The 17,861-nt window shown below is 46.2% G+C and carries 18 protein-coding genes and 2 pseudogenes; 3 read left to right on the top strand and 17 right to left on the bottom strand.

Annotated elements, in window-relative coordinates; genetic code table 11:
• Positions 1 to 6 precede the first annotated feature (6 nt).
• The 7 genes and pseudogenes from ACVC9U_RS02310 to ACVC9U_RS02280 form a co-directional block, all read right to left on the bottom strand.
• Positions 7 to 243: pseudogene (locus ACVC9U_RS02310) on the bottom strand (BRO-N domain-containing protein); the annotation flags it as partial.
• 347 nt (positions 244 to 590) lie between these two features.
• Complete coding sequence (locus tag ACVC9U_RS02305) at positions 591 to 1,325, bottom strand: helix-turn-helix domain-containing protein (RefSeq protein WP_441390089.1); 735 nt, start codon at positions 1,323 to 1,325, stop codon at positions 591 to 593.
• Positions 1,326 to 1,491: 166 nt separating this feature from the next.
• Positions 1,492 to 2,538, bottom strand: coding sequence for a tyrosine-type recombinase/integrase (locus ACVC9U_RS02300; RefSeq protein ID WP_069500753.1), 1,047 nt, complete (start codon positions 2,536 to 2,538; stop codon positions 1,492 to 1,494).
• Positions 2,539 to 2,684: 146 nt separating this feature from the next.
• Positions 2,685 to 3,050, bottom strand: a complete 366-nt coding sequence (locus ACVC9U_RS02295; RefSeq protein WP_003184936.1) for a HesB/IscA family protein — start codon at positions 3,048 to 3,050, stop codon at positions 2,685 to 2,687.
• Between the two features lie 74 nt (positions 3,051 to 3,124).
• Positions 3,125 to 3,982, bottom strand: a complete 858-nt coding sequence (dapF, locus tag ACVC9U_RS02290) for a diaminopimelate epimerase (RefSeq protein ID WP_009329524.1) — start codon at positions 3,980 to 3,982, stop codon at positions 3,125 to 3,127.
• Between the two features lie 125 nt (positions 3,983 to 4,107).
• A complete protein-coding gene (locus tag ACVC9U_RS02285) occupies positions 4,108 to 5,325 on the bottom strand; it encodes a NupC/NupG family nucleoside CNT transporter (protein ID WP_003184940.1) in 1,218 nt (405 codons plus the stop codon).
• Positions 5,326 to 5,481: 156 nt separating this feature from the next.
• Complete coding sequence (locus ACVC9U_RS02280) at positions 5,482 to 5,718, bottom strand: YuzB family protein (RefSeq protein ID WP_003184941.1); 237 nt, start codon at positions 5,716 to 5,718, stop codon at positions 5,482 to 5,484.
• A 272-nt stretch (positions 5,719 to 5,990) separates the two neighbouring features.
• Here ACVC9U_RS02280 and ACVC9U_RS02275 point away from each other — a divergent pair, with 272 nt between their 5' ends.
• Complete coding sequence (locus tag ACVC9U_RS02275; protein ID WP_025807488.1) at positions 5,991 to 7,058, top strand: NAD(P)/FAD-dependent oxidoreductase; 1,068 nt, start codon at positions 5,991 to 5,993, stop codon at positions 7,056 to 7,058.
• A gap of 107 nt (positions 7,059 to 7,165) precedes the next feature.
• Here ACVC9U_RS02275 and ACVC9U_RS02270 read toward each other — a convergent pair whose 3' ends face one another.
• The 3 genes from ACVC9U_RS02270 to ACVC9U_RS02260 form a co-directional block, all read right to left on the bottom strand.
• The gene (locus ACVC9U_RS02270; protein ID WP_009329525.1) at positions 7,166 to 7,537 is read right to left on the bottom strand and encodes an iron chaperone; all 372 of its coding nucleotides are present in this window, start codon (positions 7,535 to 7,537) and stop codon (positions 7,166 to 7,168) included.
• Positions 7,538 to 7,865: 328 nt separating this feature from the next.
• Positions 7,866 to 8,048: a hypothetical protein gene (locus ACVC9U_RS02265; RefSeq protein ID WP_206696998.1), complete on the bottom strand. Its 183-nt coding sequence runs from the start codon at positions 8,046 to 8,048 to the stop codon at positions 7,866 to 7,868.
• Between the two features lie 5 nt (positions 8,049 to 8,053).
• Positions 8,054 to 9,160: a Rap family tetratricopeptide repeat protein gene (locus tag ACVC9U_RS02260; protein WP_044822438.1), complete on the bottom strand. Its 1,107-nt coding sequence runs from the start codon at positions 9,158 to 9,160 to the stop codon at positions 8,054 to 8,056.
• A gap of 276 nt (positions 9,161 to 9,436) precedes the next feature.
• Between ACVC9U_RS02260 and ACVC9U_RS02255 the strand changes: the two genes are divergently transcribed.
• A complete protein-coding gene (locus tag ACVC9U_RS02255; protein ID WP_009329528.1) occupies positions 9,437 to 9,937 on the top strand; it encodes a phenolic acid decarboxylase in 501 nt (166 codons plus the stop codon).
• A 9-nt stretch (positions 9,938 to 9,946) separates the two neighbouring features.
• Here ACVC9U_RS02255 and ACVC9U_RS02250 read toward each other — a convergent pair whose 3' ends face one another.
• Positions 9,947 to 10,213, bottom strand: a complete 267-nt coding sequence (locus ACVC9U_RS02250; protein WP_003184953.1) for a hypothetical protein — start codon at positions 10,211 to 10,213, stop codon at positions 9,947 to 9,949.
• Positions 10,214 to 10,323: 110 nt separating this feature from the next.
• Entirely contained in the window at positions 10,324 to 10,650 is a 327-nt protein-coding gene (locus ACVC9U_RS02245) for a YuzD family protein (protein WP_003184955.1), read from the bottom strand.
• Positions 10,651 to 10,783: 133 nt separating this feature from the next.
• Here ACVC9U_RS02245 and ACVC9U_RS02240 point away from each other — a divergent pair.
• A pseudogene (locus tag ACVC9U_RS02240) lies at positions 10,784 to 11,082 on the top strand (NifU family protein).
• Between the two features lie 236 nt (positions 11,083 to 11,318).
• On the opposite strand, the gene ACVC9U_RS02235 reads toward ACVC9U_RS02240, so the two are convergent.
• The 5 genes from ACVC9U_RS02235 to ACVC9U_RS02215 all read right to left on the bottom strand — a co-directional run bounded on the left by ACVC9U_RS02235 (position 11,319) and on the right by ACVC9U_RS02215 (position 17,855).
• Positions 11,319 to 13,280, bottom strand: coding sequence for a S9 family peptidase (locus tag ACVC9U_RS02235; protein ID WP_441390088.1), 1,962 nt, complete (start codon positions 13,278 to 13,280; stop codon positions 11,319 to 11,321).
• 106 nt (positions 13,281 to 13,386) lie between these two features.
• A complete protein-coding gene (gene thrB / locus ACVC9U_RS02230) occupies positions 13,387 to 14,307 on the bottom strand; it encodes a homoserine kinase (RefSeq protein WP_441390087.1) in 921 nt (306 codons plus the stop codon).
• Complete coding sequence (gene thrC / locus ACVC9U_RS02225; protein WP_075751823.1) at positions 14,304 to 15,362, bottom strand: threonine synthase; 1,059 nt, start codon at positions 15,360 to 15,362, stop codon at positions 14,304 to 14,306. Before thrC ends, thrB begins: the two co-directional genes overlap by 4 nt.
• Positions 15,362 to 16,663 carry a homoserine dehydrogenase gene (locus tag ACVC9U_RS02220; RefSeq protein WP_075751308.1) on the bottom strand — a complete coding sequence of 434 codons (1,302 nt, stop codon included), beginning with the start codon at positions 16,661 to 16,663 and terminating at the stop codon, positions 15,362 to 15,364. Before ACVC9U_RS02220 ends, thrC begins: the two co-directional genes overlap by 1 nt.
• Positions 16,664 to 16,892: 229 nt before the next feature.
• Positions 16,893 to 17,855, bottom strand: a complete 963-nt coding sequence (locus tag ACVC9U_RS02215) for a 2-hydroxyacid dehydrogenase (RefSeq protein ID WP_441390086.1) — start codon at positions 17,853 to 17,855, stop codon at positions 16,893 to 16,895.
• Between the last annotated feature and the right edge of the window lie 6 nt (positions 17,856 to 17,861).

Below are 17,861 nucleotides of genomic sequence, written 5' to 3'. Positions count from 1 at the left end.
TCACCTCGTTTTTCTGATTGTCTGGATGACTTCGTGGGTTATCCATCTTTTGAATTGTTTGGCCTCTGGTTTGCGGCTGCCGAGAATCAATGAATATAGGCCGGGTTCATTAACAATCGTTTTATTGGGGTTTCCAATACCCTCATTTAAAATGACAGTATTCTTTTCATCTTCATCCAAACGGTATGTCAACGTCTTTTCTACGGATATTAAAGCTGTTTGATTGTCGCAATTTGCGACGTTCAATCTATTCCGCTTGGAGGAACGTTTCGAACTCCGCCAATAGCCCAACGTTTTTAACGCGATTTTCACGGGCTTTTACCGTCCATGCGGCTTGTCGGAAGCTAGCGTATAGGTAGTCGTCAAAGCGTCTAATTTTCTGCTGTTTTCGTTTCAGAATCGCTGCACTCTATAGGAATTAAAATAACCGCAGCAACCAGGTTAATTCAGAGGTACGAGTTAATTGTCTCAAATTGCGACAGTAAGACTGATCTTCTCGAAGACCTACCCGTCTCACTAACGTACGAAATCGCACGCCCATCCGCAGAGTCAACCGAACCGAAACGACGTCCTGTCCTTCTGTTTACCGGTTAGGAACGCGTCAACTCATCAAAACGTGTTTCATATAGTCGGTCTAACATTCGGTCAAGCACGCCGTTATAATAGCCGGCAAGATTCCGAATGTGCTTGCGCTTTGTCGCAATGAACGTCTGACGCACCGCATGTAGGCCGATTTCTTCTAGCGTATCGGAATCATAAGCGCCTTTTAAAAACGACGTATGCACAAGGTAAATGCCGTATAGCCTATTCGTTAGCTTCCGATCGCTCATAAACGATTCGACTACAGCTTTAAACGCGCTATACGTATTACGTAGTAATTTATTTACGCTTTTAGAAATAACAGTTTCGCTTTTACTTTTCGGTACTTCAGACGTTTCCCCCGTCGGCTTGTCCGATGTCGAGCGGAGTTGCATTTGCGGAGTAGCATCGCCATTATCAGCCGGCAAAATCACGTACATATTGGCGCCGTTGCCACCGGATACCGGCCGGAATTTCGTTTCCTTGCGAATGATGCCACAGTCTACTAGGCGCTTGATTGCCCGGATAACTGTTGTACGATGCCGGCCGATTAGATCCGCGATCGATTGTAGTTTCAAGTACGCGACGCCCGGCGTTTTGCAGGCATGACGCGATAATACCTTCAGAACCTCGATTGCGGCAGGCGTTAGATCGGATTTATTGCGGTATATATGCGAACGGATGGCGCCGTTAAGCTCGTCTACAGAACGAAAAGACGCCATTTTAGCGGATTCTTTCGTGTACATTCGGTTTTCTCCCCTTGGAGACGTACCGACCCATATCGGAAAATTAGGCGCACTCAAAAAAGCGTTGACTGGAACGCTTTTTTTCGATAAGATAGACGTAGGGTATGGCGTGCTATCTATCGGAATTTATTTCCGACGGGTGGTCGTCTTTTTTTTTGTGTGTTTTTTATCTTAATTTAGTTCGAAATTTCTTTATCGGCGAAAACTGTTCGTGTTTAATCCGAACATCCTCAGGCGTCATCTGCACATATCGACGCGTCATCGCAACGGAACTATGGCCGAGTAGACGCATTAATGTATAAGGATCTCCACCGTTTAATATATAATTTCTTGCCGAAGTATGGCGCCATGTATGCGCAGTCGTTCGTATCTCTTTACTTACGCCCGTAATATCCCCATAATATTTCAAACGTTTGTTCATCTGCGTGTCCTTGACTTCCTCACCATAAACCGACAGAAACACCTTCTTTGCGTAAGGAAAGTGGGCCTTATTCTCATCGATTAATTCATGGAGTAATTTGATTGTCTCTGCTGACACTGGAACAATTCGCGCTCTTCTGTTTTTATTAAAACGGGCAGCCAGCTCAATAGACCTAGTTTTTATATCGATATCTTCTGGAGCAATTGACAGTAATTCATTAATTCTCATCGCAGTATCTAACAGGCACCATTGAAAAACATAGTCACGGAAACCGACGTATGTACGTTGATCACACGCCCCCAATAAGGCCTCGATTTGCTCATCTGTGAAAGATTCGATTTTATCCTCATCTTCCTTTTGACACCGAATATTATCCATCGGATTTTTACGAACGAAGCCTTCTTTATACCAAAAATTGAACGCAACCTTTAACGCTCGTATCCGCATGTTTATTGTCGTGGTTGAGAGCCCTTTGCCTTGATCATTTTGAATGTATTTATGGCCTTTAAACCGCGGAGCTTCGACAGTTAAATAAAGGATATAGCTGCGGCATATTTCTGTAGTAATTTCGTGCACATACTTAACGTTATAATTCTCCTCGTATAGCCAATCCGTAAAATACCTCCACGTATTCGAATAATCTGTTTGCGTACGCTCCCGAATTCCTTCGCCGATTTTTGCACTCATGAAGTAGTTAAACGCCGGGGCTAGCTCCATCGGTTGGATATTGCTAGGCGGGTTCGCACGCTTATCAGCCTTCCGTCTTCTTCGAATTAATCGTTCTTCCGACAAAATAAAAACGCCTCCTTACGTACGGTTAAATACGTAAAGAAGCGTTTTATAAACGAGTAGATATGCGATTTCCAATGGGTTGTATACGCAATCCTATTCGGGATAAATACGTAACCCCTTCGTCTAACTTATCGATTCACTGAACGTCAGCACTCTTCAGGCTTCCCCGCATTCGCTGCGGTTCTGAATGATGATCCGCAGCCGCATGAAGCGATGGCGTTTGGATTATCGATGGTGAAGCCTCCGCCCATCATCGATTGTTTAAAATCAATGACCGTACCGTTCATGATATCCAGACTTTCTTGGTCTACAAGCACTGTGATTCCATGCTGGACGAATTCATTGTCGTCTTCGTTTTTTTCATGTTCAAAACCCATGCCGTATGACAGGCCGCTGCATCCGCCGCCTTTTACTCCGATTCTCAAAAATGCGTTCTCCTCTTCATGCTCTTTCATCATATCCTTGATATGAAGAGCAGCCGCTTCCGTAACCGTGACCGTTTTTTCGCTCATGAGATTACACCTCCTAAAAGCTCATGTGTACCTTTATTATAAAGTCGCACGTCCGATTTCTCAAACAGACCGACTTATGATATAAAAAACTCGCCTTCACATACCGTTTCAGCGGGTCCCGTCATCATGACGCGTCCGTCGTTTTTCCAATTAATGATCAAATCGCCGCCGGCGAGATGGACGGTAATGTCCGTGTCCCGTTTGGAATAGCCGTTGAGCACCGAACTAACTGCGGCTGCGCAGGCGCCTGTTCCGCAAGCCTGGGTAATTCCTGATCCCCTTTCCCATACGCGGAAATGGAGTTCATTTTCGTTTTCAACTTCAACAAATTCTACATTAACCCCTTCCGGAAACCTTTCATCTTTTTCAATGAGCGGTCCCATCGTCGTCAGCGGGGCTTTTTCAATATCGTCTAAATAAAAGACGATGTGGGGATTGCCCATGGATACAGCGGTACCCTTCATTTCACGGCCGCCGAATATCATCTTTTCATTGATCGTCTCTGAACCCTGTTCACCCCGCATCGGCATATCTGATTTGAGAAGTCGCGGTTCGCCCATATCGACCGTAGCCGATACAACTTTTCCTTCATCCACCTCAACCTGAGCCTTTACCAAGCCTGAAAGGGTTTCAATTAAAAAGGACGTTTCCTCTACCAGTTTATGTTCATACGCGTATTTTGCAACGCAGCGCAAACCGTTTCCGCAGTTTTTGCCTTCAGATCCGTCGCTGTTGAAAATCCGCATTTTAACCGGCGCTCGATCTGAAGGACAGATCAGAATCATTCCGTCTGAACCGATTCCGGTGTAAACGGAAGACACTTTGACGGCCAAATCCGACAACAGCTCCTCAGGGAGATGTTCTTCAAACTGATTGACGTATATATAGCTGTTTCCTAAGCCGTGCATTTTAGTAAAACGAAAAGAATTCATAGCCGCCTCCACATTTTTTTCTTTCTTCTAGTATAAAAGCTGAAAGGGATGGATACAATATGGCTATCCCCCGTTTTTCATACATAAAAGCTCCCTGCATTCATTTGCAGGGAGCTTTTATCATGTTATCCGATAAACATTCCGGCGATCGCCGCGCTTAAAAGGTTGGCCAATGTTCCGGCCGCAACGGCTTTCAAGCCGAGACGGGCGATATCGGAACGGCGGTTCGGCGCCATTCCTCCAAGTCCTCCAAGCAAAATCGCCACAGAAGACAAGTTTGCGAAACCGCACAGCGCAAAGCTGATAATCGAAGCTGTTTTGACGGAAAGCTGATCAAACATCGGAGCAAAATTGGAATAAGCGACAAATTCGTTCAGAACGAGCTTTTGACCGATAAAGCTTCCGGCCTGGACCGCTTCATCCCATGGCACGCCGATGACAAAGGCGAGCGGGGCAAATACATAGCCGAGAATATATTCGAGTGAAAGGTCTTTAAAGCCGAACCATCCGCCGACTCCTCCAAGAATTCCGTTTAAAACGGCAATCAAAGCAACAAAAGCAAGCAGCATCGCGCCGACATTCAACGCAAGAGAGAGACCCGTTGATGCCCCTTTTGCCGCGGCATCGATGACATTTGCTGCGTCTTCGTCTTCAGCCATTTGAATATCTTTTTCTTCAATTTTCGGTTTTTCCGTTTCGGGAATGAGCATTTTTGCCATAATCAAGCCCGCAGGTGCGGCCATAAAGCTCGCTGCAAGCAAATATTCGAGAGGAACCCCGAGAAGGGCGTAACCGAACAAAACAGAACCGGCCACTGAAGCGAGTCCGCCTGTCATAACGGCAAACAGCTCTGACTTTGTTAAGTTTGCGATAAACGGCTTAATTACAAGCGGCGCCTCAGTTTGCCCGACAAAGATATTGGCAGCTGCAGAAAGAGATTCCGTTTTGCTTGTTCCGAGCAGTTTTGCCAATCCGCCGCCGATGAAGCGGATGATCACTTGCATGATTCTTAAATGGTAAAGAACTGCAATCAGAGATGAAAAGAAGATGATAACAGGAAGAACGCTTAAAGCAAAGGCAGCACTGTCGCCTACTTGTAAGAGAGGCCCGAAGAGAAAGCTGATGCCTTCATTCGCATAATTGACGAGATGCTGAACGGCTTTTGTAAACCAAAGAAACGCTTCCCTCCCCGTTTCCCATTTGAGAACGATGAATCCGAACAGGAGCTGGATCGCCAAACCGATTAAAATCGTTCTTATGTTAATTTTGCTCTTATGCTCGGAAAGCAGGAAAGCAATCGCGAAAATCGCCAGAATACCAAGAAGTCCCCATAAAATGTTCATGACCACACCTCTTATTATTATTTAAACTTTTATTAAGATATCAATTAATGATTGGCCTGTCCACAAAAATTTTCACGAATTTTTTCTCTTTTTATGTAAACCCTTTCATTTAAAGGCTTTGCATGAAAAAACGAGATCACCAAGATGACCCCGTTTTTAAATGAGTTCATTTTCATCAATGAACTTGTATATATTTTCGACCAATTCAGCCGGATTATTCGCTGTCACCATTTCTCCGTTTACAAGAGCATACATCGTCTGCATGCATTGTCCGCAGTAACTCAGGCAGCCGTATTCAACGACATCCAAATTCGGATCTTTCTCCAATATTTCCTTTGCCTCCTGAGAACCTTGGGCAAGATTGCTGACGCAAAACTCAACGATTGGAAACACTTTATTTCACCTCACATCGCCTTTTTTATCGTACCCTAAATGCGTTTCATTAGTCAAAGTTTAAGGCTGGAGAATAAAGCTTTTGTAACATATTAATACTTTAAAGAGTTTTACTAATTATCGATTCTAGGCGTTAGTGTAGGTTATTTTCCCGAGAAATATTGTGATTTTACATCAAATTAGATATAATTCTAGAGGGTATTTACATAGTTTTTTATTTTTGCAGTGTAAAAGGTGAGTTTCTTAATCTGAGGGGAAAAGGGGAATTACCAATGAGAAATTTAGTCTTGCTCGGCGGCGGATACGGGAATATGCGCATCATTCATCGTTTGCTGCCTAATCAGCTGCCAGATGATGTGATGATCACTTTAATCGACAGAAACCCTTACCATTGTTTAAAAACGGAGTACTACGCACTGGCTGCGGGGACGATTTCCGATCATCATATCAGAGTGTCCTTCCCGGATCACCCGAAGTTAAAGATTGAATACGGGACGATTTCGTCTGTTGATTTGGAAGGAAAAAAGGTTTTTTTTCATGACAGGGAGCCGGTATCCTATGATGACGCCGTCATCGGACTCGGCTGTGAAGATAAATATCACAACGTTCCCGGGGCGCCTGAACATACCTACAGCATTCAGACAATCGATCAATCACGCAGCACGTACCAGGCGCTCAACAACTTAAATGCGGAAGCCACCGTTGCGATCGTCGGGGCAGGACTGAGCGGCGTTGAGCTTGCGAGCGAGCTGAGGGAAAGCCGAAAAGATTTGAACATCATCCTTTTTGACCGGGGAGAATTAATTTTGTCGAGCTTCCCGAAGCGTTTGAGCAAATATGTGCAAAGCTGGTTTGAAGAGCACGGCGTCAAGATTATCAACTGCGCCAATATTACAAAGGTGGAAGAAGGCATCGTCTACAATCATGACGACCCGATCCAAGCCGACGCCATCGTCTGGACAGCGGGGATACAGCCGAATCAAATCGTTCGGGATCTCGATGTGGAAAAAGATCCGCAAGGGCGCGTCGTCCTGACGCCGCACCATAACCTGCCGGGAGACGAACACGTTTATGTTGTCGGCGACTGTGCAAGCCTGCCTCACGCGCCGAGCGCACAGCTGGCCGAAGCCCAGGCGGAACAAATCGTCCAAGTGCTTGAACTGCGCTGGAAAGGCGAACCTCTTCCTGAAACAATGCCGAAATTCAAGCTGAAAGGCGTCCTCGGGTCGCTCGGCAAAAAAGCCGGTTTCGGTTTAGTTGCTGAACGGCCGTTGATCGGCAGAGTGCCTCGCCTGCTGAAATCCGGCTTGCTTTGGATGTATAAGCATCATAATGGGTAGGTTTGCCGCGTACATGCGCGAAACCTTGGAGTTTTAGATAAACAGCGTTTTTCTTTCGGGGCGCTCTCTCGCCTTCATGAGAGGATGCCCCTTATTTTTGCGCTTTTTTATTTCCGCCAAAAAGTCGAGCAGTCCGCCTTATCCGCAATATTAAACTCGATCATTTTCTCAAGCAATGAAAAATCCACCGGACGATCCCAGCGGAAACGGACAAGCTGCTTCGTATGATCATAGCCGGCCTGCACAATTTCCTCAGAAAAACGATCGATCCCAGCGCTTTCAGGGGCGACAGCCAAATGATTTTTCGCGACGCTAAAGCCGATAATAAATGTGCCGTGATCAGTAAACATCGGCTGATTCCAAGCGATTTTCGGCGTTAAATTTGGAAATGTCTCCGCTACCCAACCCAATACTTCTTCCATCCGGGCACGATGTTCCGGATGATCAATTCCCGCTAAATATTCTTCAAAGACTTCCATGCTGCTCCCTCCTAAAAATGATTACATGCTAAATTGCGCTGTTCAGTATAGAATTTCCCCTGCAATCTGTCTATTGGCATGCCTCACATTGGCGTTAAGACCATTATAAGGATTTATAGAATGACAAGCACTATAAATCGGGCAGATTTTTCAATAGGATTCGACCAAAAGCCGGTGAGCGCCATTCCTGTCATGTGTTTCATATTTTTAATCTTCGCAAGCGATTTGCAGGGACGCCGGTTATATTTGCTTTCATAAAAAAAGCGCCGCTGGCGGCGCTTTTCGAAGAGAGCTTGTCCGGTGACAAGCAGGGTTATGCGGTGTTTTGTCAGGCGGCTGGCGAATTTCCGTCAAAGCTGTCGAGAAAGATCGCTCTGCCCGCCATCAGCTGAGCCGGCTTATCGTCAAGAAAAATGGCTCGGCCGGCAAACTCGGCATCTCCCTTCGGCTGAGACGAAAAACTTAAAACGACAAGGCTTGCAAAGACGGCAGTCAACGCAACGGCAATCATCTTTTTCACTTTAACTCCTCCGTTCTTTTAAGAATTTGGTCTCTTGCATGATGAGATTCTTCAAAATATTCGGCAGCTTTGTCTGCATCTCCATTTTCTTTATAGTAAAGTGCGATATCAAATGTTAATTCCGCTACATCCGTCCAGAGATTGATCGTTTTAAGATATTCTAAAGCATGTTCAACCGTAAGTGGATCCTGTTCATCATACAGAGCATGAATAAGTTTAAATTTCGACAAATATTCCCTTTCTCCTGCTTTTTCCGCACGGAAAAATCCTTTTTCATACAATTTGCGTGCTTCTTTGACAACATTTGATTTGTACAGCACATGTGTCAGTTCAAACATGGAATGGATGCCGTAAACCGATTCTTCATGCTCTTTGATAAGCAGCGCTTCTTTGAAATGATGTTCAGCCAATGTGAGGAGGTTGCGATTGACATAGCTCAACCCTAAGTTGTGGTGAGCCATGCCGAGGAGGACATGATGTTTGATCAGTGCCGCGTCTTTAAGGGCTTGCTTGTAATGCTGTTCGGCTTCATCAAAACGAAATAAATCGAGTTTATTTGCCCCGATCAGCATATCGTTGCTGATCGCTTTTTGAATGTAATCACCATGTGCTTTGAAGGTTTTTAGAGCTGTTTTCGCATGGTTTAAGGAAAGGAAATTTTGTTTGATTTGATAGTAGGCGATAGCCAGTTTGTAATGGAATTCGGCGATTTCGATTTGATCGGGGATTGTCCTGAGCTTTTCCTCGGCTAATTTATAATAATTGATTGCATTTGTATAATCCTTCTTATGAAATTCGTACATGCCAGCGAAAAAGAAATAATAATATTCAATCATGTCATCTGTGCTTTGCATATCGGCTTTTTGCTCCTGAATATCCTCGAACAGTTTGTTGGAAGCGGCAAACTCTTCTGTCAGCAGCTTGTGCCGATAGTCTAAAAGATTAAAATAAAGAAGCAGATCTTGATTTTCTTCCATATTCGGCAGCTGGTGCTCAATGTCGCATTTAATCGAGACCGCTTGTGATACTTCGTGACGCTTGATCATGACATACCATTGATTAAGCATTCCCGCAACTTCCTCATACGCAATTTTTGTCTTCAATCGTTTATCCTTCCTTTCTTCCCATGTCATTTCCTTTTTATGGGTTGTTTTTCATTTTACAGAATCGCTTATTTTTTGACAATCACTTTTCTAAATATTGGCATAATTTCCTAAGATAACTCAAAATTCTGACATTAATCGTAACAATCTTCTTTATTTGTGCAAATCTCTCAGGAAGTATTTTCGTTTGACATCTTTTTTGACGGCATTTTATAATTATATATGTAAATATCAACATGTTTCGATTTACAATAAACAAATAAAGGAGCGGTTCATATGAATCAAGATGTCAAAGAGTTTGTAGGAAGCCATATGATCTATACGTATGAAAACGGATGGGAATATGAAATCTACATTAAAAATGACCATACCATCGATTACCGCATTCACAGCGGAATGGTTGGGGGACGCTGGGTTCGCGATCAAAAAGCCGATATCGTCAAGCTGACTGAAGGCGTCTATAAAGTATCCTGGACAGAACCGACAGGGACTGACGTTTCCTTGAACTTCATGCCGAATGAAAAGCGGATGCACGGCATCATCTTCTTCCCTAAATGGGTTCATGAACGCCCTGATATTACAGTCTGCTATCAAAATGACCATATCGACTTAATGGAGGAATCGCGCGAAAAATATGAGACGTATCCAAAATATGTCGTACCGGAATTCGCCGATATCACATTTATTGAAAATGCCGGAATCGATAATGAAGATCTGATTTCAAAAGCCCCTTATCCCGGAATGACGGATGACATCAGGGCAGGAAAGCGGGTATAAAAGGGAAAGTTAATGATATAATGACTGGACTTTTGTTAAGTCATCCAGCAGCGCTTTTATATCATCTTGCGACAAAGGTACAAGCATTTGGTCGTAGAGGGTGATGATCTGTCCGTCCTCATCGTGCTCATGCTGCCTTAAATAGTGCTGTAAAGCCTTGAGCTGGTTTTCTTTCAGACTGGTCTGCGTTTGAAACTGCTTGATTTTCTTTAATGAAAAAACATTCATTTCGTCATCAAAATCGCCTGACATGATTTGTCCTTCAATGCTTGACATGCTTGCTGTCCCTCCTAATTGATCTGGCTGATAGTTAGTCTGTCCGGTTTAAGAAAGGTGCAATCATAAAAAATAAAACAGCAAGGGGCATGTCTGCCCCTTGCTGTTTATCATGCAGGCTTATATCCTTGCTTTTCCATTTCTTTATACACGTCTTTCAGCTTCGGATTTCCTTCGCCGACCACTTGATCACCGACCATGACGAGCGGATAAAAATATTCGTCGTTCAGGATTTTTTCGGAGATTTCCTGTTTTTCAGGGTCGTTTTCCGGCGGCTGATGGATATCAATGTACGTGATTGAGAAAGGCTGGTCGGGATATTTTCTTTTCAGGGCGGCTTCTAGCCACTCATACGTTTCTTTTGATGACGGAAGGTTCACACAGCTTGGACAAAGAACGTCGGCACCGTAAACAAAAAGCTCGGCTTGTTTTTTCATCAGCGGCAGCTCCTTTCTCTTTATCTTTATTTTATTCTATTTTGTCCATCTGCTCCATATTGAAATGAAAATCGTTTTTTGTCTTTGCCGGCAAATATGATATAATATGTGGGAAAACGATTGAAACCAAACAATAGCTTTTTATTGTTCGACTGAATATAATGGTTGTATGATTTGAAAGGAGCGATACGAATGACGACAGAGGTCGAAATGAAAGAACAAGTACAGGAAGTGCTGGACAAACTTCGTCCGTTTTTACTCCGTGACGGCGGTGACTGTGAACTCGTCGATGTTGAAGACGGCATCGTCAAGCTTCGCCTGCTCGGCGCATGCGGAAGCTGCCCAAGTTCCACCATCACCCTTAAAGCTGGAATTGAGCGCGCCCTTTTAGAAGAAGTTCCGGGCGTCATTGAAGTAGAGCAAGTATTTTAATTTGAGAAGGCTGCCGTAACGGCAGCCTAAATTGTTGACAAAATCCTAAAACGGTTTTCAGTTTAGGATTTTGTCATCCTCTCAGCGTGATTGAAAACCCTTGCAGTCTAGGAAGGTCGAGCATCGGAGCGGAGCGAATGTTGGAATTCGTGAGCACCGACGCGCAGCCCTGACAACGAATGCGAGGGTTTGTCGACACGCTGAGGCTGCCGTAGTGTACGGCAGCCTTTTCTTTTTTATAGATAAGCTTCAAACCAGCCTGCAATATACTCAAGCCGCCTGATCCGCTGCTTCGGATGCCCGCTTCTTGATAAATCGTGTGACGCGTTCGGAAATCTGACGAGTTTTACTTCTTTCCCCATTTTTTTCAGCGCCGTGAACAGCTGTTCCGCCTGTTCAATCGGGCACCTGTCGTCCCGTTCGCCATGCAGAATGAGAAGAGGGGTCTCCACCTTGTCCGCGTATTTGAGCGGCGAATGCTCCCACAGTTTGCCTGGATCTTCAAAAAGGTCTGCACCGAGCTGCCAGTCTGTGAAAAAATAGCCGATGTCGCTTACCCCGTAAAAACTGATCCAGTTGGAAATGGACCTCTGTGTCACTGCGGCCTTGAAGCGCTTCGTGTGGCCGACAGCCCAGTTTGTCATAAAGCCCCCGTAGCTTCCTCCGGTGATGCCGAGCCTTTCTTGATCGACGAAATCATAATGTTCAAGCACGTGGTCAACAGCCGCCATTACATCCTTAAAATCTCCACCGCCGTAGTCGCCCCTCACCCGGTTGACAAAATCCTGTCCGTAGCCGTGGCTTCCCCGCGGGTTAACATATACGACGGCGCTTCCCTTTGCGGCCAGCACTTGAAATTCATGAAAATAAGCATTCGCATACATGGCGTGAGGTCCGCCGTGCACTTCCAGAATGAGCGGATACGTGTTTCCTTTTTCATATTGGGCGGGCTTTATCAGCCATCCGTGAATTGTCAGACCGTCCGCTACCTGAAATTGAAGCTCCTCCGGTTCCGATATGATATGTTCTTCCGTAAACGCTTGGTTGGCATCTGTTAGTCGCTCCGCTTTTTCTTCACCCAATTGGAGATGGTAAAGTTCGCTCGGCCGGACGGGCAGGGCTATGGATGCCGCAAAGCCACTTTCGTCCGGATGCAGGCTGAATCCGTTCACATGCTCTTTTTCCAACCGGACCGGATAAGCAAGACCTTCGATTGATATGTAGTAAATGCCTGTAGAACCCTGGTCAGATCCGATGACATAAAAGCCGTTTCCGTCTTTGGTCCAGGCCGGTTTCGGAAGAACGCCTCCGACAAGGCTGTCTCCTGCCACCGCATCGCTGAGATGGACGTCAAGCATTTCCGTCAGACACGTTAGTTTTCCTGTTTCAATATCATACAGCCATGCTTTATCGAGCGTGGCGTTTTGATATTCTTTCTCGTTTCCGATAAATGCAAGGTGTTTGCCGTCAGGAGAAAACGATAGTGAAGAAAAAATGCCGTTTTGACCTGTGAGGCGCTTCAAATCACCTGTCGAAAGGTTCATCAAGTAGACATCGTTCACACGCATATCCGTTTGATTGGCGCAAAATGCAATCTGATCTCCGCACGGTGAAAATGCATGGCTGAAATGGTCGCGTTCAAGATCGGTCAGCTGTTTCATTTCCCCGGTTTCCACTTGAACGAGGACAAGCTGCGTATACTTTCCCCTTTTAAACCCTTGGCCGTCTGCTTTATATGACAAAGAATCGACTTCCAGCGGTTCGTGGTCTTCAATCTCGGTTTTCTTCTCATCGTCGACGCTTTCCTCTTTTGTCAGCTTCACTGAACAAAGCAATGACTTGCCGTCCGGCGACCATTCAGGCTGTGATACATCATAGGGAATATCGGTCACTTTTCTCGCTTCTCCCCCGGCGGCGCTTATCACGTAAATTTGTGCGGTTTCCTCGCGATTGGACGTAAATGCAAGGTATTTGCCGTCCGGCGACCAGCGGGGATGCTGGTTTCTGCCTTTCCCAAACGTCCATTGCACCGAAGCTTGTTTTTCGCGGTCGTAGATCATGATATGCGAATCATATGAGTCCTGTTTTTCGTTTACTTTTGTTTGGACGTAGGCGATTTTTGCACCATCGGGCGAATACTGGGGATCGGTAATGGATACAAGCTTGATGAGGTCTTTTTCGGTTATCAGCTGCTTCATGTCGTTTCTCCTCCTCATGTCTGTTTGCCATACTACTTCGACTTCCTAAATAAAAATCCTTGTTTTGAAGGCAAACAAAAAAAGAGCCGAAAAAGCTCTTTTTTCGTTAAACACTGTTTACTGACTTTCTTTCAACGATAATGCCTGTATCCGGGACATAAAGGCAGTCGACCTCACAGTGCGGAAACTTGGACGCAAGCTGGTTTCTCAGCGCCTCTCCTTTTCCTTTTTCAATAAAGGAAAGGATCGTCGGGCCGGCTCCGCTTAAAGCCGTCCCGAACGCGCCGTTTTGGCCTGCTTCATGCTCCACTTTCGAAAGCTCAGGGACGAGCGCCCTTCGGTATGGCTGGTGAAAGAGGTCTTTTTGCATCATGCGGCCGACAACCTTCCAATCTTTCGCCATCAGTCCGGCGACGAGCATATTGCTGACCGCGCTTGCTTCCACGGCTTTCGGATAAGAGAGGCTTTCGGGAAGAACATCCCGCGCATCTTTTGTCAGCACTTCATAAAAAGGAATGACGACGACGACATCCAAATCGATGTCTTTCATAGAAACCATCTCTGTTTCATCTTCCTCATGAAGTCCGATGACAAGCCCGCCGAAAAGCGATGCTCCGGCATTGTCAGGATGGCCTTCTTCAAGGCTCGCAAAATGGAGTTTCTCGCGGTCAGAGAGCTTTAAATCGGCAAGTTCGTTCGCCAGCTCAATCGCAGCGGCAATTGCGGCTGCGCTGCTGCCGAGACCGCGCGCCAGCGGAATATCGCTCCACACTTTGACAAGGCTTGGCGGAAGGTCTTTTCCGAAGTGTGCGGCGGTCCGTTTGGCCACCTGGAAAATTAAATTATCCGTTCCTTCAGGTATTCCCGCTACGACTTCTGTTTCAGCCTCAAAACGCCACTCATCATGAGGAAAAACAGACAGTTTCAAATAACGGGACAGCGCCATGCCGACTGAATCAAAGCCCGGACCCAGATTGGCCGTGCTTCCGGGAACCGTAACGGAAAACAGCATGTCAGCCTCAGTCATACACGAGCGGCTCCTTTTAAGTGTTCGAGAATTGCTTCTTCATCTGTCGGCAGTGTGACAGGTTTAATCTGCGACACATCAACAGCTGTGTTCGGATCTTTCAAGCCGTTTCCGGTTAAGACGGCGACAACTTTCGCCCCCGGCTGAATCTCTTTCGTTTGCAGCTGTTTCAGCACGCCGGCAAAGGATGCGCACGATCCCGGTTCTGCAAATACGCCTTCTTCTCTTGCCAGGAGCTGATAAGCGTGCAGGATCTCTTCGTCTGACACTGCATCGATTTTTCCGTTCGATTCTTTTGCAGCATTGACCGCTTTGTCCCAGCTTGCCGGGTTTCCGATTCTGATCGCTGTCGCAACGGTTTCCGGCTTTTCAATTACCTTATTTTTGACAATCGGGGCCGCGCCTTCCGCCTGAAAACCCCTCATGACCGGCAGGCCTGTGCCGTTTTTCTCATGATATTCTTTAAAGCCTTTCCAGTAAGCCGTAATATTTCCGGCATTCCCGACAGGAATCGCAAGGATGTCAGGCGCTTCGCCCAGCTGTTCACAAATTTCAAAGGAAGCGGTTTTCTGTCCTTCAATCCGGTAAGGATTCACAGAGTTAACGAGCGCAATCGGCTCTTTCTCGCAAATGCTTCGCACCATTTTCAGGGCATCGTCGAAGTTTCCGTCGATCGCAATGATTTTGGCGCCGTACATGACGGCTTGAGCCAACTTTCCGAAGGCGATTTTGCCGTCTGGAATAATGACGATGCACTTCATGTTGGCGCGGGCCGCATAAGCCGCAGCAGCAGCCGACGTATTGCCGGTCGAAGCGCACATGATCGTGTCATTGCCTTCTTCTTTCGCCTTGGCGACCGCCATGACCATCCCGCGGTCTTTAAAGGAGCCTGTAGGATTGACACCCTCCGTTTTGACATAAAGCTCGATTCCGAGCTTTTTCGAAAGATTTTGCAGATAAATGAGCGGAGTATTTCCTTCGTTCAGCGTCAATTCCGGTGTTTTGTCCGTTACTGGCAAATATTCTTTATATTGATGGATGAGTCCTTTCCACATTAGCTCCAACCGTTCCCTTCTACTCGATAAGTGCTTTTCACCTGATCAACAACCTCAAGATCATTCAACTTTTGCAAAATATCCGTAAAATCCTCTTCAGACGTATGATGTGTCACAATGACAATCTCAGCCAGGTCATCATGGCCTTTAATCGGAAGCTGCAGAATTTTTTCAAAACTGACGCCTCTTTCCGAAAAAATCGATGTGATTTTTGAAAACGAACCGACCTGGTCTTTGACATGAATTCTTAAAAACTGCTGGGCGAAGATTTCAGACGGCGCCTTGATCTTCTTTTCAAACTGCGGATCGACAAAGCTGCTGCCGTTCACGCCGAGACGCATGTTTTTCATGACAGAGACCAAATCTGATACGACGGCGGTCGCAGTCGGCATGCTTCCTGCGCCAGGCCCGTAAAACATCGTTTCCCCTACGGCTTCGCCGTATACGTAAACCGCATTGAATTCATTATGGACGGAAGACAGCGGATGATGCTCCGGCAGCAATGTCGGCTGGACGCTCACTTCGACTTTTTGTCCGTCGCGCTGAGCGATGCCGATCAGCTTCATCGTATAGCCGAGCCGTTTGCTGAAATTGATGTCTTCATCAGACACTTGGGAAATGCCTTTCACTTTGACATCGTCAAGGTCGACATTCATTGAGAAACCGAGCCTGGCCAAAATCGCCATCTTTCTCGCGGCATCAAGACCTTCAACATCAGCTGTCGGGTCTGCTTCTGCGAAGCCGAGCTCCTGCGCTTCTTTCAGCACCTCGTCATAAGGCGCGTTTTCTTTGTTCATCTTCGTTAAAATAAAGTTGGTCGTTCCATTGACGATGCCCATCATCTTCGTAATCCGGTCTGAAGCCAGCCCGTCTTCAAGGCTTCGCAAAATCGGAATTCCGCCGGCGACGCTCGCTTCAAAATAAAGGTCGCAGCCGTTTTCTTTCGCGGCAGCCGTCAGTTCCGATCCATAGAGGGCGATCAAATCTTTATTCGCTGTCACAACATGTTTTTTCGCCTGAAGCGCGTCAAGCAAATAGCGTCTTGTCTCCTCGATCCCCCCGATGACTTCGATGATGACATCCACATCCGGATCTTGAATGACATCATAAGCTTCCGTCGTCAGAACATCTTTGGAAAGTTCGACATCCCTCTTCTTATCTTTATCTTTTACAAGAACTTTTTGAATCGTAACAGGGCATCCGACTTGGTGTGTCAGCTTATCCTGGTGATCCTGAATAATCTTCACCACACCGCTCCCGACTGTTCCTAATCCTAGCAGCCCCACTCGTATCGCCTTCAATGAAATTCCACCTTTCTCTCTCTTATCGTCCTCTCTGTGAGGACATTTGTAAACACAACGCAGACATTTAAGTTACAAACATTATAATGGGGGATTCTTTTTTTGACAAGATGACATTTGCTGAAAAACAAATCATGAAAACGCTTTATACATTGATATAATAAGATTCTATATATTCAGAAATATTTTTGTAAGAAAATCTTCCGACCCGCTCAGGCCGGAAGAAACGTCAAATCTCGGTCTTTACCGGCTTCCCTCCCAGGACAAGCGCAATATTTTCCGCACAAAGCCTCATCATGGCTTCTCTCGTTTCGACAGTGGCGCTGCCGATGTGAGGCAGTGCGGTCACTTGCGGCAGACTGGCGAGCGGGTGATCCTGTTGCACGGGTTCTTCCGCAAAGACGTCGAGTCCTGCGCCGGCAATATCTTTTTCGATCAAGGCTTCATATAAATCGCCTTCATTCACAACCTGTCCTCTTGAGACGTTGATAAAAATAGCGGAGCGCTTCATCCTTTTGAAAGCGCTGCGGTTAAACAAATGCTTCGTTTCATCAGTCAAAGGCGTCAGGCATACAACAAAATCCGCCTGTTCAAGCAGTTCGCCAAAGGACAGATAAGTTGCCCCCAGTTCGGCTTCCGCCTCGGGATTGCGGGTGCGGTTATGATATAAAATCTCCATGCCAAAGCCTTTCGCCCGCCGGGCGACGGCTTGTCCAATGCTCCCCATCCCGACGATGCCAATCGTTTTATGATGGACATCCGCTCCGGCCAAAAGCAGCGGCCCCCAGCCCGTCCAGTTGCCTTGTCTAATCCAGTCGCTTGCCTCGACGATTCTGCGCGCGGATGCCATCAGCAGAGCAAACGTCAAATCTGCCGTTGACTCTGTCAGCACGCCGGGCGTGTTACAGCAGATGACGCCATGCTTTTTCGCAGCCGCCACATCGAGGTTGTCATAACCCACCGCCAAATTGGCCACCACTTTTAAATGCGGCGCGCCTTTTAAAAGCTCCTCATCAACCGTGTCGGAAAGCATCGTCAACAGTCCGTGCGCCTTTTTTGCTTTTTCCGCCAGAACGGCGCGCGGGCACGGTTCTTCTTCCTTTTCCCACATCTCAATACGCGCTTCTTCTTTTAACGCAGAAAGCTGTTCTTCGGGTAATTTTCTCGTTACATATACAAACGGTTTGTCCATGCTGCC

This window comes from Bacillus sp. GM2 (genome assembly GCF_056155945.1).
This window is presented reverse-complemented; position numbering and strand designations above follow the sequence as displayed.

What these genes read in the sequence shown, in the direction of transcription:
- ACVC9U_RS02215 (WP_441390086.1), bottom strand. Translation starts at nt 17,855, where the DNA reads ATGGACAAACCGTTTGTATATGTAACGAGAAAATTACCCGAAGAACAG.
- ACVC9U_RS02305 (WP_441390089.1), bottom strand. Translation starts at nt 1,325, where the DNA reads ATGTACACGAAAGAATCCGCTAAAATGGCGTCTTTTCGTTCTGTAGAC.
- ACVC9U_RS02275 (WP_025807488.1), top strand. Translation starts at nt 5,991, where the DNA reads ATGAGAAATTTAGTCTTGCTCGGCGGCGGATACGGGAATATGCGCATC.
- ACVC9U_RS02285 (WP_003184940.1), bottom strand. Translation starts at nt 5,325, where the DNA reads ATGAACATTTTATGGGGACTTCTTGGTATTCTGGCGATTTTCGCGATT.
- ACVC9U_RS02245 (WP_003184955.1), bottom strand. Translation starts at nt 10,650, where the DNA reads ATGAAAAAACAAGCCGAGCTTTTTGTTTACGGTGCCGACGTTCTTTGT.
- ACVC9U_RS02265 (WP_206696998.1), bottom strand. Translation starts at nt 8,048, where the DNA reads ATGATTGCCGTTGCGTTGACTGCCGTCTTTGCAAGCCTTGTCGTTTTA.
- ACVC9U_RS02250 (WP_003184953.1), bottom strand. Translation starts at nt 10,213, where the DNA reads ATGTCAAGCATTGAAGGACAAATCATGTCAGGCGATTTTGATGACGAA.
- thrC (WP_075751823.1), bottom strand. Translation starts at nt 15,362, where the DNA reads ATGTGGAAAGGACTCATCCATCAATATAAAGAATATTTGCCAGTAACG.
- ACVC9U_RS02270 (WP_009329525.1), bottom strand. Translation starts at nt 7,537, where the DNA reads ATGGAAGTCTTTGAAGAATATTTAGCGGGAATTGATCATCCGGAACAT.
- thrB (WP_441390087.1), bottom strand. Translation starts at nt 14,307, where the DNA reads ATGACTGAGGCTGACATGCTGTTTTCCGTTACGGTTCCCGGAAGCACG.
- ACVC9U_RS02255 (WP_009329528.1), top strand. Translation starts at nt 9,437, where the DNA reads ATGAATCAAGATGTCAAAGAGTTTGTAGGAAGCCATATGATCTATACG.
- ACVC9U_RS02295 (WP_003184936.1), bottom strand. Translation starts at nt 3,050, where the DNA reads ATGAGCGAAAAAACGGTCACGGTTACGGAAGCGGCTGCTCTTCATATC.
- dapF (WP_009329524.1), bottom strand. Translation starts at nt 3,982, where the DNA reads ATGAATTCTTTTCGTTTTACTAAAATGCACGGCTTAGGAAACAGCTAT.
- ACVC9U_RS02235 (WP_441390088.1), bottom strand. Translation starts at nt 13,280, where the DNA reads ATGAAGCAGCTGATAACCGAAAAAGACCTCATCAAGCTTGTATCCATT.